A 328-nucleotide genomic window follows, 5' to 3' on the forward strand; every position below is an offset into this window, starting at 1 on the left:
GGCTCGGCCGTCGTCGTCGAAGATGGTGAGGTAGTGGTGGGCGTGGGAGGCCATTCTGATGGCGTCGCGGATGGAGACGCGGGAGCCGGTGGCGGTCATGGCGTAGCCGCAGCCGGCGTCGAGGTCTTTCAAGGTCATGGAGATGATGGCGGTGACGGGTAGGCCGCGGTGGGTGCCGAGGGTCCCTGAGGCGAGCGTGTGCCGGAGCGCCAGTTTCAGGGCGTCGTGACAGCGTTCGCGTTGGCTGCGCGGATCACGAGCGGCGGCGGCGTCCCGTGCCGCGGTGGCTGTCGTTTCATCGTCGCCACTGTTACTGGATTCGGCAGTG

General features: G+C 68.0%; 1 protein-coding gene. It reads right to left on the reverse strand.

Annotated elements, in window-relative coordinates; genetic code table 11:
• Nucleotides 1-328 (reverse strand): DUF222 domain-containing protein (locus tag ACOQFP_RS02735; protein WP_421583360.1); only part of this gene is annotated, 328 nt, incomplete at both ends.

The organism is Rhodococcus sp. MALMAid1271, from assembly GCF_049195265.1.
GTDB lineage: Bacteria > Actinomycetota > Actinomycetes > Mycobacteriales > Mycobacteriaceae > Rhodococcoides.